The organism is Mesomycoplasma molare (assembly GCF_024918955.1).
Classification (GTDB): domain Bacteria; phylum Bacillota_I; class Bacilli_A; order Mycoplasmatales; family Metamycoplasmataceae; genus Mesomycoplasma_A; species Mesomycoplasma_A molare.
On the sequence record NZ_CP103423.1, the window covers coordinates 615,795 to 635,355 of the forward strand.

General features: G+C 23.9%; 15 protein-coding genes. 4 read left to right on the forward strand and 11 right to left on the reverse strand.

Annotation, left to right across the window (positions count from 1 at the left end; all coding sequences use genetic code 4):
* Nucleotides 1-90: 90 nt before the first annotated feature.
* The 4 genes from NX772_RS02760 to NX772_RS02775 all read left to right on the forward strand — a co-directional run bounded on the left by NX772_RS02760 (nucleotide 91) and on the right by NX772_RS02775 (nucleotide 9,242).
* Nucleotides 91-744, forward strand: a complete 654-nt coding sequence (locus NX772_RS02760) for an IS30 family transposase (protein ID WP_465223501.1) — start codon at nucleotides 91-93, stop codon at nucleotides 742-744.
* A 628-nt stretch (nucleotides 745-1,372) separates the two neighbouring features.
* Entirely contained in the window at nucleotides 1,373-2,320 is a 948-nt protein-coding gene (gene pheS / locus NX772_RS02765; RefSeq protein ID WP_027123034.1) for a phenylalanine--tRNA ligase subunit alpha, read from the forward strand.
* Complete coding sequence (locus tag NX772_RS02770; protein ID WP_027123035.1) at nucleotides 2,320-4,485, forward strand: phenylalanine--tRNA ligase subunit beta; 2,166 nt, start codon at nucleotides 2,320-2,322, stop codon at nucleotides 4,483-4,485. The genes pheS and NX772_RS02770 overlap by 1 nt, the downstream gene beginning before the upstream one ends.
* 8 nt (nucleotides 4,486-4,493) lie before the next feature.
* A complete protein-coding gene (locus NX772_RS02775) occupies nucleotides 4,494-9,242 on the forward strand; it encodes an MGA_1079 family surface serine endopeptidase (protein WP_036449948.1) in 4,749 nt (1,582 codons plus the stop codon).
* Nucleotides 9,243-9,271: 29 nt separating this feature from the next.
* Here NX772_RS02775 and NX772_RS03955 read toward each other — a convergent pair whose 3' ends face one another.
* The 11 genes from NX772_RS03955 to NX772_RS02825 form a co-directional block, all read right to left on the reverse strand.
* Nucleotides 9,272-9,421, reverse strand: coding sequence for a hypothetical protein (locus tag NX772_RS03955; RefSeq protein WP_310794918.1), 150 nt, complete (start codon nucleotides 9,419-9,421; stop codon nucleotides 9,272-9,274).
* Nucleotides 9,422-9,436: 15 nt separating this feature from the next.
* Nucleotides 9,437-11,215: a transketolase gene (locus NX772_RS02780; protein WP_310794919.1), complete on the reverse strand. Its 1,779-nt coding sequence runs from the start codon at nucleotides 11,213-11,215 to the stop codon at nucleotides 9,437-9,439.
* 1 nt (nucleotide 11,216) lies between these two features.
* Nucleotides 11,217-12,737 carry a PTS sugar transporter subunit IIC gene (locus NX772_RS02785; RefSeq protein ID WP_259429356.1) on the reverse strand — a complete coding sequence of 507 codons (1,521 nt, stop codon included), beginning with the start codon at nucleotides 12,735-12,737 and terminating at the stop codon, nucleotides 11,217-11,219.
* A gap of 19 nt (nucleotides 12,738-12,756) precedes the next feature.
* On the reverse strand, nucleotides 12,757-13,029 hold the full coding sequence (locus NX772_RS02790; RefSeq protein ID WP_027123038.1) for a PTS sugar transporter subunit IIB: 273 nt from the start codon (nucleotides 13,027-13,029) through the stop codon (nucleotides 12,757-12,759).
* Entirely contained in the window at nucleotides 13,029-13,475 is a 447-nt protein-coding gene (locus NX772_RS02795) for a PTS sugar transporter subunit IIA (RefSeq protein WP_027123039.1), read from the reverse strand. Before NX772_RS02795 ends, NX772_RS02790 begins: the two co-directional genes overlap by 1 nt.
* A gap of 16 nt (nucleotides 13,476-13,491) precedes the next feature.
* Nucleotides 13,492-13,797 carry a hypothetical protein gene (locus NX772_RS02800; RefSeq protein ID WP_027123040.1) on the reverse strand — a complete coding sequence of 102 codons (306 nt, stop codon included), beginning with the start codon at nucleotides 13,795-13,797 and terminating at the stop codon, nucleotides 13,492-13,494.
* A complete protein-coding gene (locus NX772_RS02805) occupies nucleotides 13,787-14,467 on the reverse strand; it encodes a hypothetical protein (protein ID WP_027123041.1) in 681 nt (226 codons plus the stop codon). Before NX772_RS02805 ends, NX772_RS02800 begins: the two co-directional genes overlap by 11 nt.
* Nucleotides 14,460-15,089 carry a hypothetical protein gene (locus NX772_RS02810; protein ID WP_156925603.1) on the reverse strand — a complete coding sequence of 210 codons (630 nt, stop codon included), beginning with the start codon at nucleotides 15,087-15,089 and terminating at the stop codon, nucleotides 14,460-14,462. The genes NX772_RS02805 and NX772_RS02810 overlap by 8 nt, the downstream gene beginning before the upstream one ends.
* Nucleotides 15,082-15,726, reverse strand: a complete 645-nt coding sequence (locus NX772_RS02815) for a beta/alpha barrel domain-containing protein (RefSeq protein WP_027123043.1) — start codon at nucleotides 15,724-15,726, stop codon at nucleotides 15,082-15,084. Before NX772_RS02815 ends, NX772_RS02810 begins: the two co-directional genes overlap by 8 nt.
* Before the next feature lie 839 nt (nucleotides 15,727-16,565).
* Nucleotides 16,566-17,225, reverse strand: a complete 660-nt coding sequence (gene pgmB / locus NX772_RS02820) for a beta-phosphoglucomutase (RefSeq protein ID WP_027123044.1) — start codon at nucleotides 17,223-17,225, stop codon at nucleotides 16,566-16,568.
* Nucleotides 17,219-19,561: a glycosyl hydrolase family 65 domain-containing protein gene (locus NX772_RS02825; RefSeq protein WP_027123045.1), complete on the reverse strand. Its 2,343-nt coding sequence runs from the start codon at nucleotides 19,559-19,561 to the stop codon at nucleotides 17,219-17,221. Before NX772_RS02825 ends, pgmB begins: the two co-directional genes overlap by 7 nt.

The following is a 19,561-nucleotide window of genomic DNA, read 5'->3' on the forward strand; positions in this document are numbered from 1 at the left end:
ATGCTGAAAAAGATTTTTAATAGAGAAATTGTTTTATAAAAATATTCAATTAGACAAATTGCTAATTTTCTTAATGTCAATCACTCAACAGTGTCAAGAGAATTAAAAAGAAATTCAAATTTTTACGGATTTTATGATCATTTAATAGCAAATGAAAAAGCTAAAATAAGACATAAACATAAAAGATTGTTTTTCTTTTCTCAAATGGATGATTATAAAGAATTTAGCAAACTTATTAAAGACAATTTTAACAAAGCAACATGTGGAATAAAAATGACTTACAACCTAATAAAAGAAGGAGTCAAAAACATTAAAATCCCTTCGCTAAGGACTGTTTTTAATTGGATTAATACAGGAAAATGAGTATTAACTAATAAAGATAGATTAAGAAAGCACTATACAAAAGGCGGAAAAAGAAAAAATAACGTTATTGAAAGACTTGTGCAGTCAAATTATGTATTTCCTATTTGAGCTAGACCAAAACATATTGATTTAAGAGAAACATTTGGGCATTGAGAGGGTGATTTAGTTATAGGTAAAAAATCCGCAGGGCATTCTAGTCTTTTAACTTTAGTGGAAAGAAAAAGTAGGTTGGGAATAATTGTAAAAGTTTCAAGTAAAAACCCTTTTTACATTAATAAAGTTCTTTATGAAAGAATAAATACACTAGAATTACCCGTTGAAAGTATTACTTTTGATAATGGAATTGAATTTAATGCGGTTGGAATATTAGCAAAAAATTAGGAATTAAAATTTATAAAACCGATAAATACGCTTCTTTTCAAAGAGGAACTAATGAAAATTTTAACGGACTTATAAGAAGAGTTTATAAAAAGGGACTGATTTTAATAAAGTCTCTCGAGAAGAAATATTAAATCTTGAAAAAGAATAAATTTTATGAATAGAGACATACTAGAAGGAAAATGCGCTTTTGACATATATGAAGAAGAAATAGAAAGATTAAATAAATATTAATTAAAACTATTAAAAATTACAAGATTATTACAAGAAAATAATGAAAGGGTCGAAAAATTTTGCCCCATAATTTTTATTAACTTCATTAATAAAAACCGCTTTACAAGCGGAATTAAAAGAAGGGGATATCCCCTTCACCCCCTTAATAGTAAATAGGGGGTATAAAATATTGTAAATTGTAGTACAATGTTTTTATAATAAAAACTACTGGTGCACTTCAATTTTCATTTTAGGAAAAGAAGGTATAAAAACCTTCTTTTAATTTGAAAACTATTCCAAAAATAAAAAATGAAAGTAAGTTTTTTATTTTTTATTGCTATTTTATGATTTTATATTTAAAAAAAACAATAAAAAAAATTTTTTATTTATAATTATAAATAAAGTAATAAGGAGATTTATGGATATAAATAAAATAAAAACCCTTGAAGATTTAAAAATTGAAAAAAATAAAATCTTTGGGGTTGATGGAGAAATAGCCAAATTAACCAAAAAACTTAAAAATGTTTCTAGTGAAGAAAAGGCTACCATTGGAAAAGAGATTAAAAAATTAAAAGAAGAGGCTGAATTATTTTTTCAAGAAGCTTCAAAAAAAATTGAAGAAATAAAGATCCAAGAAAAAATAAAAAATGAATGAATTGATATTAGTGAACCCTTGATTCAAAGTTCTTCTTTACACCCTTTAACATTGATTACAAATAGAATTAGAGAGTGATTTTTTCAAAATGGTTATTTTGAATATAAAGATTCAGAAATAGTTAGCGATGAATATAATTTTGAAAGATTGAATATAGGAAAAGATCATCCTGCTAGAGAAATGCAAGATTCCTTATACATCGATGAAAACACTTTATTAAGAACGCACAATACAGGAATAAGTGCTAAGATTCTAGAAATGTATAAAAATAAAGAATTTAGTCAATTTTCAATTGGGAAAGTTTATAGAAAAGATGAAGATGATCAAACCCACTCTCATCAGTTTACTCAACTAGATTTTATAAGCGTTGGTAATGTTAATTTTCCTAATTTAATTTGAACGTTAAAATCTTTTTTATCATACGTCTTAGAAGAAGAAGTTGAAATACGAATGAGACCTTCTTATTTTCCGTTCACAGAACCTTCAGTTGAGGTAGATGTATTTTACAAAAATAGGTGAATAGAAATTCTTGGTGCAGGTATGTTACATAAAAATGTTTTAAAAATGGCAGGTTACACCAATCAAATGAACGGTTTTGCTGCCGGAATAGGTTTGGAACGTATTGCTATGATTAAATATCAAATACAAGACATCAGAGAATTATACATAAATGATTTAAGAATCTTAAATCAATTCAGAAAGGAAAATTAATGCTTTTTTCATACAAAAAGTTAAAAGAAATAGCTAACTTAGATGATACGGTTTCTTTTAACGATGTTATTAATGCAATTAATTCTATTGGATTTGAGGTAGAAAATTATAAAAAATTAAATAACATTAGTGGAATTAAATTTGGAAAAGTTTTAAAAACTTATAAAAATCCTAATGGTGATAAATTAACCGTTTGTGAAATAGAATTTAACGATAAAATACGAACTATACAAACAACAGCTAAAAACGTTAAAGAAAACGACTTTTTAATGGCTTTTGTTCCAGGTTCAAGTAATGGAGAAATGATATTTACTGAAAAAAAATTACAAAATATTATTTCTGAAGGTATGCTTATTTCTTTAAATGAACTAGGATTTAATTCAGAGCTTGTATGGGATGAATATAAGGATGGCATTTTTACATTTAAAAAGGTAGATTTGAACCTTGATCCTATTGAATATTTTGAATTAAATGATTATATTATTGATATAAAAATTTTAACTAATCGCTCTGATGCTAATTCGTATATAATAATGGGAAAAGAATTAGCTGCATATTTTAAAACAAAACCTAAAAACTATAATTTAAAATCTGCAAATTTTAAAAGTGATTTTAAAATAACAGATAATAATAAAAATATTTTAACAGGAATAGAAGCAAAGGTTGATGAAGACTTTTCTTTATCTATACAAGATTCCTTGTTAATAGTTAAATCAGGTATTAAACTCATTTCTCCCATAGTAGATTTAACTAATTTAACTCTAATCTTAAGCGGTATGCCTAACCATGCATATAATAAAGATAATATTAAAAGCCCGATAAATCCAAAGATTTTTTCTTCAAATTTTGAAATAATAGGAGGAAAAACTATAAATTTTCAGAATGGTCTTGGTATAGTTGATGGAAATAACAATATTATTTCTTTAGCAGGTGTTATGGGAGGAGAAAAATATTCTGTAAATAAAGATACTAAAAATATAATTATTGAAATTGGAAATTTTTCTATCAAAGATGTGAGACACACTGCTAAACAACTAAAATTAGAATCTAATGCTTTTAAACAATCCTCTAAAAAAATTTCTTTAGGAACAATGCTATTAGGTCATATTGTTTTATCTAATTATCTTAATAATTTTTCAGAAATAATAAACTTTCCGGAGATAAAAGAAAAAGAAATTGAATTCGATATTGAATATATAAATAAAATCGCAGGAAGTCAAATAAGTACAACTAAAAGATTTAAAGAAGTAATAAGATCACTGGAAATTCTTGAATTCCGATTTAGTAACAATAAAATTATAATACCTTCTTATAGACACGACATTAATGATATTGATGATGTATTAGAGGAAATATTAAGATTTTATGGATTTGATAATTTAACTTTACATCAGCCAAGTATTAATAATTTTAAAATTAATTCTTTATCTAATTTTAAAGAAAACATTTCCGCTAATGGATTCCAAGAAGTAAGAACTTATACATTAATTTCTAAAGAGAGAAATATATTTAATCCTTTCAATTTCGAAAAAAATATAGAATTAGAAACTTATATTTCAAAAGAGAGAGAAGTTATTAGAAATTCCTTATCAATTTCTTTAGCTGAGGTTATAGATTATAATCAAAAAAGAAAAATAAATGATATTTCCATTTTTGAAATAGGTATGGTAAATAAATTAAACAGGGTACTAGCATTAGCAACAACTACAAAAACTTTTGTAGAACTAAAACAAATACTAATAAATACGTTTTCTAATGACTTAGAATTTAAAAGAGCAGAAGATATTAATCAATTTCACACCGGTGTTAGTGCTATCATTTATCAAAAAGATAAAATTGTTGGTTGAATCGGTAAAATTTCGCCATATTTAAATATTTCTGATGCTTATTTTGTGGAAGTTAATTTAGATGTAATTAAAAATAAAAAAAATAGTTTTAAACAATGTAATTCAAAACCTTTAAAAACTAGAGATATAACTTTTACGATAAATAAAAAAGAAAGTATTCAAGAAAAAATTCAGGAAATAAATAGCATTTATGACTCTATATTTTCTATAAAAGTAAAAGACATTTACGAAACTGAAGAAGTAAATAAAATTACATTAAATATCGTCTGCGATGAAAATGGTATGGAGTTAATCGACAAAAAATATAATAATCAGTAAAATTTCTCATGAAAAAGAAAACTAAAAAATTACTTTTATTAACATTTTCTATAATAACTACTAGTTCTGTAATTAGTAGTATTATTTTTTTTAATGAAAAAAATTCAAGAATTAATAAATTAAAACCTTATATCAACAATGAAGAATTGCTTTCAATAGAGTCGAGAATTCAATTTTATGACGATAATACTTTTAACAAAATTTTAAATTTTGTATTAAATAGACATAATTATTTCAATTCTTCTTTAATTCAATATGACAAAAAATATGAAAATAAATTAAAATTATATGATTTTCTTTCCTTTCAAGAAAGTGAGTTAAAAATCAAATCTTTCTTTAAAAGTACTTATTTTCAATTAGAAGAATTAAACGGTTTAGACAAAAATTTTTTTAGTGATTTATTAATAAAAAAGCAATATTTTAATAATTTAATGAAAGAGTTTGAATCTGAATTTTTAAAAATTGAAAAATTCATTAATGAATTAGATAATGATAATATAAAATTATTTTTTCAAAAAAATTTAATCAATTTAATTAGTAAAGGTACTTTTAAAGATAATTGAAATGATATTAATACTACTATAAAATTTTTTAATCAAATTCAGGAAACAAAAAACATGTACTTTAATTTAAATAATCCTAAATTAAATTCATTACTTTCAAATATAGATAATTTATTTAGTGCTAATGATTTTTATGATTTTAGAAAAAAAATTGAAGAACACTTTCAAAAAATTAAAACAACTGTTTTTGAGCAAAAATTATTGAATAATAATTTCAATTTTAGTAAAACAAAAGTATTAAAAAATATAGAAAATGAATCTAATATTAATATTTTCAAAAAAGATAATCTTTTAGAAACTATAGATACTTTATTTTTAAATAGTCAACTTCAGGAAATTAATATAAAAGATTTTCTACTAAATAATAGCATAATAGAAAGAAAAGAAAACAATCTTCGAATCATAAATTCTCTAGCTATTTCCGATAAAAATAAAGAAAATTTTTTATCAGAAAATAATTTTAAATTCGACTTAAAAGAAGTTGAAGAATTTCAAAATAAAATTGAAAATCTTAAAAAAAACATTCAACTTTTTAAAGAAAAATTTGATAGTATTGAAGCAAATAAAAACTCTTTAAACAATAATCAAAAATACTATTGAATTAATTTTTTATATAATATTAAAAAATTCTATAATCAAGAAGCTTTTGATTTTCCTGATTTTTGAATGCTAAAAGACGTTATTTTTTTTCTTGAAAATAAAATAAAAATAATCGAAGACATAAAAAATGTAAAAGATAAAAACGAATCTTTACTAACTATTTTTGAAAATGATATTAACAAAAACTTTATTTTTAATAAGCATAAAAATTTTGCTAAATATGATTTAGAATACTACTCTTTTTCAGCTTCTATTAATAAAGAAAATTTAATGCTAATTTTAGAAAAAAACAATTTATTAAATATACAGATGAAAATAGTTGATATTAAATTAGATTCCAATAATTTAAATTCTTTAAAAGTAACCCTAGAGTTTGAGCACAAATTAGATAAAACACTAAATATAAATAAAATATTTACATTAAACTTTACAAATGATATAAATCCAATTTTAAATAATATAAGTGATTTCTTGGATGATTATTGTTTGATTGACTATAATAAATTTTCTGATTTTAATGAAAGTGAATTCTTAAACTTAGAAAACTATGATCCTTTTATCATTAAACCTATAGAAAGTCAAAAAATAAATAACTTTTTTAAATTTAAGATAAAAAACTTTTATAAAGATAATGATGAGTGAAAAATAGAAACTGAAATTTTATATCATGATCAAATTATTAGAATAAAAACATTTAAACTTAAAAATATTCCTGTTTTTACAACTTTAACGCAAAATCAAAGAGATAAAAATAAAATTTTAGCTATAATCAATAATGACCACAATGCTAATAAACTATTTCAAAACATAAAACAAATTAACAACAAAAATCATAGCGAATATTTTGTAACAGAAATAGAACAAGCTTTTGAAGATAGTTACATTTTACCTCGATTAAATAACTATCAAATCTACCTGCATTCTATTAAGGAAATAAATTTTCAAGAGTCAAGTGCTAAAGTTTTCTTTTGATACAAAGAAAATGGAAAAATTATTGATCAACCAACTGAAGAACAAATAAATAACAATTATCTTATTATTAAAAATTTTAGACCTATTTCTTTTTTGATGAATAAATCTAAAAGTTCTTTTTTTCAATTGCATGATTTTAAAAATGGAAATGAATTTTTGGTTGAAGATGAATATTTTCAAATAGCTAATAAAATTGATGAAAGAATGTTTATTTTGGCTAAAAGCAGCGGAATAGTAAATTCAGAGAAAGACATTACTAAATTTAGTTCATTAAATGTTACAGATTTTATTGAACAACAAGCGTTTAATAAATTAAATTACTTTATAAGATGGAATATTGATAAAAATAGCAATCAAAAAATTAGTGAAAATTTTGAAAATGAATGATTTGTGCCATTTGATAGCTCTACAATTATTAAAGATTTTTCCGAAAATGAAAAGGTCGCTGTTAATAAATTATTAACAAACTATTTTGTTTATTATTATGATATAAAAAGAATAGAAGAAAAAACTTTAAGCTTTAAAATCGGCTTTATAAATAAATTTAATTCTAAAAAAAGATTTACAACTGAAAAAGAATATACAATCCATAATGTTAATAATCACTATCAGCAAACGCTTTATCCTGAAATTATTTTAAATAAAATAAAATATTCTGATCTAATTATAAACACAGAAGAAATAAATAAAAAAGATTTTGAATTTTGAAAAAATAATTTACATGAATTAAATAAATTTATCAAACTTAAATTAGCGGATAAAATCTTTTATAAAAATTTTTGAATTCCTAAAAATAATATAAAAGTTCATTCTTTAGTAATTAATGAAACTAGAGATCTTTTTATAAATTTTTCATTTCTAAATTTTGATAATAATATATTAATAGGTAATAATTACTACAAAATAGGTGAACTAAACTATAAATATGATATAAAATCAGAATGAATTAATAATTTTACTTTTACTAATGAAAACTTAAAAACTTTCTTTTTTTCATTTGATAGAGTAAAAAGAGAAAGAAAAATCGAACAAAACTATTTAGATTTAAAGATAAGTACTCTGAATGACAATTTATTGGAGTGAACTTTTAAACAAAAATATATTAAAAAAAGTTTTTTAAATAATGAATATAATATAAACAAAAACATAAATTTAGATATTCATTTTCATTTAGTAGAACAATTAAATTCTAGTTTTGATAATAATTCATACATTTTAGATCTTAAAATTGATTTTAATAAGTTATTTAAAGAAAAGATAATTTATCAACAAATTAAAAGAAAAATAAAAAATTATGAACTAATATTTAATACAGAAATAAAATTAGACGATAACAATAATGTAATTTTAAAATTATTTTCTAGAAATGAAAATTTTAAAATTATAAATAATTATAATAACATTGATTTTTCAACTAATTCTAATTTAAAATTTATAGTTTTTTCTCAATTTAATTCAATAGAGGCAAAAATTAGTTATACAAGTAGTAAAGAAGAGGAAATATATCAAAATGATACTAATCTTTTTGATTATAATAACGTTTGGTACAATCAGTTTAATGAACCTATATTATTTAATAATAAAATAGAAAAAATATTAAATGAAGATGAATACGATCCCAATCAAAATGTAAATTATATGTTACATGAAGGGTTTTTATTAGATAGAAATATAATAAAAAAAGAATGAATAGAAAACGAAACTATCAATAACATTTATAATCGTTCTATTAATTTTAATAAAGGAAGCGCTAGTATTTTATCTAAAGTAAATGATGATCCTAACGATCTAAGATTTTATATTTTAACTAACTTTCACATAGAAGGTCAAAAAGATGGAATTGAAAATATTAGCGATATACAAAGAGAAAATTTATTAAAAAAAGAAGTAAATAATCAAAATAAATCAATTTCGATTTATCATAAATTTTTGTACAATAATTTAGAAAATGGTTTTAAAGTCGTTAATAGAAATGGCCAACAAAAAGATTTTTTCACTTTAGGAATTAACAATGTTGATTCAAATATAATTTGGATAGGTAAAAACCAAATAAATAATTCAAATGAAATTGCACCTTTTTTTGATGCAACTATAACTATTATTGATTTTAATAAAAAAATAGATGATATTATTAACAATCAAGCCATTGCTTTTATTTCTTTTTTAAATAACTTAAAAGAAATTAAACCTGTAAATTTAAATTTTAATTTTAATGCAAGTAAAATTAATTTATCTCATTATAAAAATACTATTTATAGCGGTTTTCCTTTATTAAATAATGTTGGATATATAACCCATAGAAGTGAACAAGATGAAAATAAAATCATAATTAGAACTAATAAAAATTATGTGCAATCTTGAATAAATGGAGGTAATTCAGGAACTAATATTTTTGATACTAAAAGTAATTTAGTTGCACTTTGAAATTCCGGTATTGCTATGAATTATTCAGTTGCTTGAAATTATATAAGAGAAAATATTAATTATTTTGGTATTAATTCAGAAAATCAACATCCATTAGATTCTGAAAATATTAATTCTTTGTTTGCTCAAATATTGAGAGCAAATTTAACTAAACCTAATTTTATCTCTATACCTTGATTCACAAATAAAAAATTTTAATAAAAAGACATTCTTGTTAGAATGTCTTTTTATTTTGAAATAAAGTTTTTAACTTTTTCTACTAATGTTTTAGTATTAAATCCATTATGTTCATAGACAAAAGGTCCTGGCGCACTATGACCAAAATCTTTTGCTAAATGGGCATCAAATTTATTATATTTAGAAAGTTTATATCACATAGAATCATTTGAAGATTAGATTGCAAATAATGGTTTTTTATCTAATTTTAATTCTTTAATTAAAACTTCATCTTCTAATAATAGTTGTAATGAAGGAACAGAAACCACGTTTGCTTTAATATTTTCTTTCATAAGTTCATTAGCTACATTATAAGCTAATTCAACTTCTGAACCAGAAGCTAAAAGTGTTAAATCAAATTCTTTTTCTTCTTTGATAAAGTATCCTGCTTTAAATTCATTTCCTTGTTTGTTGAATGATTTAATTTCTTGACGACAAGCGATTATTGCACTAGGAGTTTTTTGTAAATTAAGTGCATATTTAAATGAATTTAACATTTCGTTTTCATCTGCAGGTCTAAATACTAAATAATTAGGAATGGAACGTAACATTGTTAATTGTTCAACAGGCTGATGTGTAGGACCATCTCCTCCTACTTGATAAGAATCGTGAGTAAAGATAGAAACACCAGGTATTTCCATTAATGCACCCAATCTTAAAGCTGATTTAGCATAATCTGAAAATACTAAAAAAGTTGAAGCTAGGGTTTTTAGTCCTGAATGAAGATAAATACCATTATTGATTGCAATCATTGCAAATTCTCTAATTCCGTATTTAATATTTTTATTATCGTTAAATCCTACTTTAGTTGCGGCTCTTAAATCTGCTGAACCACCTATGATAGTGTAATAATTTTTATCTAAATAATCAACAATCTCACCAACATAGTTTCTTGTTGCTACATTTGATTGTTTAAATTTTAAATCTGAAAAAGTAAATTTCTCATTTTGATGATTAATTATTTTTTCTAACTCAGCTGCTAAAATTGGGAATTTTTCTTTATAAATTAAGAATTTAGCTTCTCATTTTTTATATGACGCATTTTTTGTATGCATCATTTTATTACCAAGTTCATATGCTTTACTATCATATTCAAAAGGTATCAAAGTAGATAAAGAAAGTTTTTTCTTAAATTCAATTGTTTCTGTTTCATTTAAAATACCGTTATGACCTTTAGAAAGATTAGCCATTGGTGTAGCAAAAGCGATGGTTGTAGGCACTTGAATATAAGTTGGCCTCATATTTCTTTTTGCTCTTGTTATAGCTTTTTCTATTTCTTCTGGATCATTACTTTTTAAAATAATTACATTAAAATTATTAGATTTAAAGAAATTAGCAAAATCGATATTATTAACTTCTGAAGCCTTTGAATCAATTTGTACATTATTAAAATCATGAATTAAAATTAATTTGTTTAATTTATTTGTACCCGCAAATTGAATGGCTTCTAACGCTACTCCCTCTTGTAAATCACCATCTCCACATAAAGCAAAAACAGAGTGATTTAATATTTTAAAATCAAATTGATTAAATTTTTCAGCTAGATGGTGAGCACTTCACGCCATACCAACAGCCATAGCCACACCTTGTCCTAAAGGACCAGTAGAAGCATCAACATAATCTAATTTATCAATTTCAGGGTGAGAAGGAGTTTTTGAATTAAATTCTTTGTGATTTTTAATATCTTCTATTGATAGTAAACCAAGTAAATGATAAAGTGAATATAACCCCATTGAGCCATGTCCTGCAGATAATACAAAACGATCTCTATCTATTCATTTAGGATTTAATGATGAAAAATGCATTTTTTTAGCAACAAGTGAATAAAATATTTCACTCGCCCCCAAAGCCATACCTATATGACCTTGTTTTGCCTTATTAATTCCATCTATAGCAATAGCTCTCATAGTAGAAATAAAGTTTTTATTGTCATTTCTGACAGTTTTTTTTGCCATTTTAGTTAGCTAATTTTCCCTCTTTATTTTTAAATTTTTTTAAAAGTCCATCAACGACTAATCCGATATATGCAACTAATGAAGCACCAAATACTACTCATTTTCCTGCTTGTGGTATTAATCCTAAAATACCTGGAATAAATCCGATAAAGTAGTCAGTATCTCCTCAGTTTAAAGTAATAACATTTTTAGCATCTGCTGCATTTGATGAAATTAACAATACTCCTAATGCGTTTGTTGTTGTTGGTGTTCAATTTCCTAATACAAAGAATACAGGAACGAAGGTAATAATTAATCCTCCAACAAATGGACCAACAATAGCACCTCAAATTCCACCTTTAACATTTCCAAATACTCCGGCAGTTGCTCCTAAGAAGAAGTGAGGAACTAATCCTGGTAAGATAACAGCTGGAATTAAGTTTCCATATCCTAAACCAACAGTTATTAACATTCCTAAAATACCTGCTAAGAATGAAGAAATAAATCCAATAATAACTGCATTTGGTGCATAAGGGAATACAACTGGACAGTCAACTGCTACTCTAGCATTTTTAATTAATTTGTCACTAATTCCTTTAAACATAGGAACTAATTCTCCAACAAATAATCTAACTCCTGCTAAAATAATTTCAACTCCGGCTGTAAAAGTAAATGCTTGAACTATCATTGTAATAATTCAGTTACCATTTGATAAAACTCCATGAGCAGGTGATCCTGCTTCTATTTTACCAAGTTCATACATTATTCCTGCAGGAATAAATGCAAACATATAGAAAACAAAAACAGTTAATGAAATTGACACTAATGTATTTCTAAAGAAATATAATGATTGTGGGAATTTAATTTCTTCTGTTGAAAGAACTTTCCCTTTAGATAATTTAGCAATACCTTCACCGATTAAACCGGATAAAGCATAACCAAATCCTCCTGTATTTCCTAAAGCTATTTCATCTGTTCCAACAATTTGTCTCATGTATCTTTGTTGAACAGCTGGAGAAATAACCATATATATTGCAAGAACAATAGCTCCCGCTACTAGTGCAAGTGTAAAATCTAATGCACTATTATTAAAATCAAATCCAACTACGTACATAACTGCAGCTAACATTAATGAGCTATAGTATAGAACGTGTCCTGATAAATAAACGTATTTAAATCTTGAAGTTAAAGCTAAAGCAATATTTAATAACATTGCCACTAACATAATTAGTGATCCTAATGTAGCAATTTCAGGAAGTGCTTTTGATAAAGCTCCTGCAAATGCATCGTTGTTAGGAATAACTCCACTTAAATTGTAAACTTGTTGGAAAACAGGTTGGAAGTTATTTAGTGAACCTACCAGCACACCAGCTCCTCCACCTAAAATAAGAAATCCAACAATAACTTTGAATGTACTAATAATAACTTGTGATGCTTTTTTTCTTAAAACAAGTGCACCAATTAGTGTAAAGATACCAACTAATAAAGCAGGTGTACCTACAAATGCCTTAAGAAATGTTAACATTCAATTAAGAAATGCCATATTCTTATCCTTTCTATTTTTAAATTTTTAATGTTTCTTTTAATTTTTGCTCTAATTCATCTTTTGATAAGATATTTAATAAAACAATCATTCTTTCTTTTGGAAAGTCTAATGTTGGAGCAACATCTGCTCCAACAACTACATAATCAACTCCATTTTTAGAAAATGAAGAAATATTTGTATGTTCTACAGAGTCGTATTCAACTCCTAATTTATCTAAAACAGATTTTACATTCATTTCTAATAGCAGACTTGAACCTAAACCTGAACCACAAACACATTTAACGTTCATTATTTAACCTCATATTTTTTTATTAATTCTAAAAATTCACTCATTGATTCTACTTTTAATGCTTGTTGTTTAAATTCTTCATTCATAAAATAATTACCAAATTGTTGAATAAATCCTATATGAGAAGTACTATCAGGTGCAGAAAGGGTAATAATTATTCTAGCTGTTTTATCTTCTTGGTTATTAAAAACTACTTCATCTTTTAAAATTAAAGTAGATGTCGCCGCTTCTAAGCAATGATCTCCAGCAGGTCCATGAACTAAAGCTATTCCTTTTTCTAAAACGTAATAAGCTCCATATTGACTAGTTGATTCTAAAATTTTATTTTCTAATTCTCAAGTAGCTTTTTTTTCTTTAACCAATAATTCAACACCTTTATGAACAATTTCTTTTCAATCCTTTTTTTCCTCTACTCACTCCATCATATTTTCATCAAATAACTTCATCTTTTCTCCCTTTGACTTATTTTAAATTAATAATTGCTAGTACAAAAAATAAAACTAAAACCAAAAGTAGAGTTAAAACAAAAAAAGCAAATATTAATTTTCCACCTTTTTCTGATGTTTTTGTTTCTACCTCTTTTGGAACTGGTAAACCTTTAACATAAAAAAACTTATTTGGATTTTTAAGTAATGATAATTCTTCTTTTTCTTTTTTTAAATATATTTCTTCTAATTGATTGAAATCTAAACTTTCTAAATACTTTAAGTCTAATTCATATTTATGATTTAAGATCTCAATCAATTCTTCTCTTCTTTTATCTTTCATTTAAACCCCAGTTTTTAAAACTCAAAATCAATTGTTTAAATACTTCGATATAAAAAGTTGAATATTTATTTAAAACATCAAATTTTTTATATTTCAAATAACTAAAAATAAAATTTAAATATTGATCATTGTATTTTTCAATAAAGTAATTTTTAGTTTTTATGTAAATATTTTTTTGGACTCTATGGTTAATTATTAGATCTGTAATAATAATTATTATTGCGATACTAATAAAAGAAATACTATAGTAAATTAAATTCAATGTCATTAAAACTATAAAAGTTGTTATAGAAATTAAAAAAACAATTTTAAATACTAAATTTATTTTTTCTTTTTTTTCACTTGTTTCTTCTAAATAAAATTTTAAAAAAATTAAATTTACAAAAGAAAATATTGTGTCATTTAAAAATTCTTCATTTACATAAAAAATATTCTTTTTATAATCTATTTTTTTATGAAAATAGTTTTCCTTTAAACTAATATTAAATGTTTTGTTTTTTTCTTTTTTTTGAATATCATTTTTAATTATTTCTAAAGGTTTTTCTTTAGAAATTAAGTGAAATTTTTGATACTTGATTCTTAAATTTACTTTATATATAAAAAAAATGAAAATTTGAAAAAGTAATAATAATACAAAAAAGAATATACCTAAAATATTAAATTTAATCATTTATTTTTCCTTTAAATTTGTTATTTCTTAAAAATATATTTGCTATATTTTTTGGATTATAATTAATTTCTCTTTCCAACTTTATTTCATCATTTAGTTCATAAATATTAGTAACTCTATAGTCAGTATGATTTATTATGTTCTGTTTATCGATAGTTTCATCTATTAAAATAAGAACTTCTATTGGTTGATCCGTTTTCTTTTCCAATCATCTAGTTTGTTCTTTAAGTCATCTAGTTTCTCAAAGTTCTTTTTTGGTTTTTTTATTGTCTTTAACAAAAAAACAACCTTCATCGTTAATTTCAACTTTTTCTTTTTTAGTTGATAATATTAAATCACTTAAAACATAAATTTTTTCTTTAGTTATAACAACACCACAAAAAAGTGAAAAACCATTTTTAGCCAAGTTGTTTTTAACTAAAATATTAGTTAGTACCAAAGAATCATTAAATGAATTGAATATTTTTAATTTTTCAATTGTTATTTTATTTATATGACCAATTTTATTTTGTTTAAAATCAATACTTTTTCCTTTTATCTTTTCGTAAATTCTAAATAAAATTACACCTAATAAAATGAGTCCTAGAATAGAACCCAAAACTATAACTGCAATATTAAGCATATTTTTTATTTCATCATTCTGAAAAATCTTTAATTGTTTCAAATGATCAAATAATTGATCCTCCTACAGCAACATCGATTTTATTGTTATAAAAAGAATCAGTATTTTCTTGTCTTAAACCACCGTCAGAATAAATCAATATTTCTGGGTTTATTTTTTTAATTTCTTCTACCTTTTTAAATAAATTTTCATCTAATTTTTGACCAGTTCCGCCAATTTTATTTATTGTCATTAAAAGTATTTTTTTAGAATTTAAAACAATGTCTCTAAAATCATTTGGATCGTTATTAGCTTCAAGCATAATACCGAAAAAAACGTTTGGATAATTTTGAGAAATTTTATCAAATTCTTCTTTATTTATTTCTTTTGCAGGTAAAAAAATTGTTTCAAAACCAACTTGAACCAATCTTTCTATTAATCTTAAAGGATTTTTAACCATTAAGTGTGCATCAAAATTAACATTTGGGTATCGTTTAATTAAAAATTCAGCAGCTTCAAAAGAAACACCAAAATTAGGTACATAAAAACTATCCATAAAATCAACATGAATATGTTTCATTCCGTTCTTTACTAACTCATCAATTGTTTCTAATGAAGTATAACTATTAATTGCACAAATACTTTGAGAATATTTCATAAAACTCCTAATTCTTTTAAATTATCCATGATATATTTTATTATAATTTTTTCATTTTTTTACTTTTTTTATGAACTTTTATAATAAATATTAAATATTATTCTTTTATATTATTCTTTTAAGAATTTATTTATCATTTTAAAAATATTTTTATAACATTACAGCCACAACACAAATCAATCACCAACTTGAATGCAAGAATTAAAATAAGCAAACTTTAACTTTCAAGGCGAAAGCAATTAATTTACTTACTATAATTTAATAAATTAATAAAATAGATAACGATGTCTTTATTATTTTTAATTTTTATAAAAATATAAAAAAGCGCTTTAGCACCAAAAGATACATAACAAAATAAAAGACCAACAACAACAAAAGCAACGCTTTTTCCATATTACAATCTAAAAAAGAGCAGAAAAGATAAGTCCGCAAGAACGCGGACTTTTTATTATTCTATTAATTTATTATTTAATACACTGAAGCACATAAAAAGAGTATTTTAAGGCACATAAATAAGCGATAGAATATTTTAAAAGAAAAGCGCCCAAAGGCGCTAAATTAATGTTATATATTTAATAATATTGCTTATCTATAAAACTATATAAATAAACAGACGCTAAAAATTTATTTAAAAACTTTTTTTCTAATAAATGTAATTATACCAAAATTTATTATGCACTAAAAAAAGCGCATCCAAAAACGAACGAAATGCGGGGGTGAAGAAAACCCCCAATAAAATATTAGCATATTAATAAAAAGTTCATAGAACAAAATAATAATATTTAGAATTTAAAAATAACTATATAAATATACCAATAATAAAAAAAGGCTATAAGCCTTTAGTTAAATAAATCCAATAATTTTTTTAGTTTTAATTCTTTTGTTGAAGTTAATATAAGATCCGCTATTTCTCAGTTTTCTTTTTCATTGTGAGTTATAGCTACAGTTTTAATATTAGCTTCTTTTAAACCTTTTACTCCAGCAATTGCATCTTCAAAACCAATAACTTCTTCTGGTTTTAACTTTAACCCTTCAGTTGCTTTTAAAAATATTTCAGGATTAGGTTTACCTTTTTTAACAGTAGCTGGATCAACTATAAAATCAAAATAATCATATAGACCTATTTTTTTTAAAATTAAAGGAGCGTTAAAAGAACTAGAAGCAATAGCTAATTTTAAATTATGTTTTTTAGCATGATCTAAAAATTCTTTAATATTAGGCAAAATATCTTTACTATCAATATCTGTTTCTAATAATGATTTGTAGTATTTATTTTTATTGTCAGCCATTTCTAAAATTTTTTCTTCACTTAAATTTACATTGAATAATTTTAAAATAGCTTTCAATGTATCAATTCTATTTAAACCTTTTAAAGCACTATTTTGTTCTTCTGTGAAGTCTAAGCCAATTTTAGCTACTTCTTTTTTTCAAGATTTGTAGTGTAATGATGCAGTTTCTGTTATTACTCCATCTAAATCAAATACTAATCCTTTTATCATTTTTCTACAACCTCAAATTTAGATTTTTTGCTTGTAATTAATGTTGGAACTTCATTTACAAAAACCTCAATGTTATTACCTGATAATTTTTCAATTGTAAATGTTTTTTGGTTAACAACAACTTTTAATTTAGTTCCTTTAACAGTTATAGAATAAGATAATCTTTTTCACTCTTTTGGAAGAATTGGAGAAATGAAAGTTTTTTTATCTAAAAATCTAAATCCACCATAACCATAAACTATACTTTGTCAAATAGCCGCTAAAGATCCTGCATGAATTCCTGCATCTGCTGAATGGAAATTTGGTCCCATGTCAATATTTAAAGAGTATTTAAATAATTTATATGCAATATCCATTTTTCTTAAATCAACCGCTTTAATAGCATATGTTGTGGGACTTAAAGAAGAATCGTGTGTTGTGATAGGTTCATAATAATCAAAATTAGCTGCTGCTACTTCTTTAGAGAAAAGCTCACCTAAAACAAATGTTGAAAGAACAACATCAGCTTGTTTTACTAATTGTGATCCTAATCTTTTATGACCTTCTGTAGTATTAAATAATTTTTTACCTGCATCACCTAATAATTGGAAAGGTGTAACATCTATTAAAGGTAATTTTCTAAATTCATCATTTTCAGAAATAATATTGTTTTTATCAGGTAATTGTTGAACTAAATTATCCCTTACCTCTTTCATTAAATCTAAGTTTCATTTATAAGGTAATTTTGATGCGATTTTTTCTAAAATTTCTTTTCCTTTTGACTCTTGTGATAATTCATTAATATAGTTAATTGCTAATTCTAAGTTTCTTTTTGCAATTAAGTTAATAAAGTTATTATTTGTTATATTACCTTTATATTCATTAGGTCCCATAACGTCACTTATATGATATTCTTTTCCTTTTTTCTCAACACGAGAAGTTCAGAAAATAGCAGTATCTATAATCATTTCATAACCCATTTGTTCCATAAAATCTAAATCTTTAGTAACTTGGTAATATTGATCTACAGCAAACGCAACATCTCCTGGAACGTGAATTTCTTGTTCTCTAGAAGCAATAGGAACTTGTTTTCCAGTAACCACATCCGGTTGACCTCAGTAAGGAGTAACTTCTCCTTCTGTAGGTCAAGCCATTTCTCATGGAAATTGTGCACCAATCATGTTTTTTTCAGCTGCTTTTTTTCTAGCTCCTTCTATTCCTTTATAACGATATTCTAAAAGATTTCTAGCAACATTTGGTTTTGTAAATAAATAATTTGGTACGATAAAAAATTCTGTATCTCAATAACAGTGTCCTTGATATCCTTCTCCAGAAAGGCCTTTTGCCCCTACGGACATATTAGATGAGTGTGTCGGAACAAAGGAATTCATATGATAAATTCCGAATTTTAATGCTAGTGCATCATATTTTGCATCAATTCCACCTTCAATTTTAACTTCAAATTGATCGTAAATTTTAGAGTAATCTAATGAGTTTTGTTTTTCGATTTCTTTAAAATCAATTTTTTCAATTTTCTTTGCTAGTTTATCTGCATTTTCTTTTACTTGTTCGAAAGAAAGTAGTTCATCACTATCTACAGTTGTAGACACAGACATTATTTTTTCTAATTTCAATGATTTTTTTGTAGAAACTTCTGTTTTAATTTCATAACCTACTTGTCTTCTAGCCATTTTTAAAACATAATCATCATTACCACTTTCTAATAATTTATCACCAGAATAAGCATTAATTTTCATGTTATGAATTACTCATCTTTTTGATTCATTAGTTTGTTCTTGATATTGTAGTAAAGATTTTCCAACTAATAATTTTTTACCTTCATCAAAATGTTGAATTCCATGATTTGTTGTCTGACCATTAATTAACGGAATAATTTTAACATTAGTTTTATCACCAGAAATTTGTTTTAACTCAATTGTTTGAGCGTAAATATTCTTATTTTTTTGAGAAACTAAACGTTTAAATACTAAAACGAATTTCTTATTGTTTTTAGAAAAAGAAATTTCTCTAGTTAATAAACCGTTTTTTAAATCTAATGATTTTTTATAATTCATTCTTTTGTTAAGCATGAAAATTTCATTATCAATAAATATCGATGTTTGGATTAAATCTGCTAAATTTGCTATTTCGGAAACTTCAGTAGAATCACCTTTGTTAAAAATACCGTTAACAAAAAAATCTTCTTTGTTAAAATAACTTCTTTCTTCATCTACTGCTCTTATCCCTAAGTAACCATTACCTTGAGCAAAAATAGACTCTGTTTTCTTTGTTAATAAAGGATCAAATCCTTTTTGTGTGATAACTAAATTTTTAGTATCGTAAAATAATTTTGCCAT